Origin of the sequence: Isoptericola croceus (assembly GCF_029382255.1) — a bacterium.
GTDB classification, from domain to species: domain Bacteria; phylum Actinomycetota; class Actinomycetes; order Actinomycetales; family Cellulomonadaceae; genus Isoptericola; species Isoptericola croceus.
Genome location: NZ_JARLLG010000427.1, coordinates 1 through 261 on the forward strand (window position 1 = coordinate 1; position 261 = coordinate 261).

Annotated in this window: 1 pseudogene; it reads left to right on the plus strand. The window is 43.7% G+C overall.

Annotated features, from left to right (window positions below):
• Window positions 1-261, plus strand: a pseudogene (locus PZC42_RS24885) (GTP 3',8-cyclase MoaA); the annotation flags it as partial.

The window sequence follows — 261 nt, forward strand, 5'->3', positions numbered from 1 at the left end:
TTATGCAGAGATGATGGATAAAGTGCGCCAACGTTTTAAAGGTGTAGAGAGACTTCAAGATCATCCGTCAGAGACCGCAAAGAATTTCAAGATTGATGGTCATGCTGGAACAATTTCGTTTATTACATCGATGACAGAGCATTTTTGTGCTGGTTGCAATAGATTACGACTATTGGCTGATGGCAACTTGAAAGTGTGCTTATTTGGCCCCTCAGAGGTGAGCCTGAGAGAGCCTATTCGAGCTGGTGTTGATGATGCTGG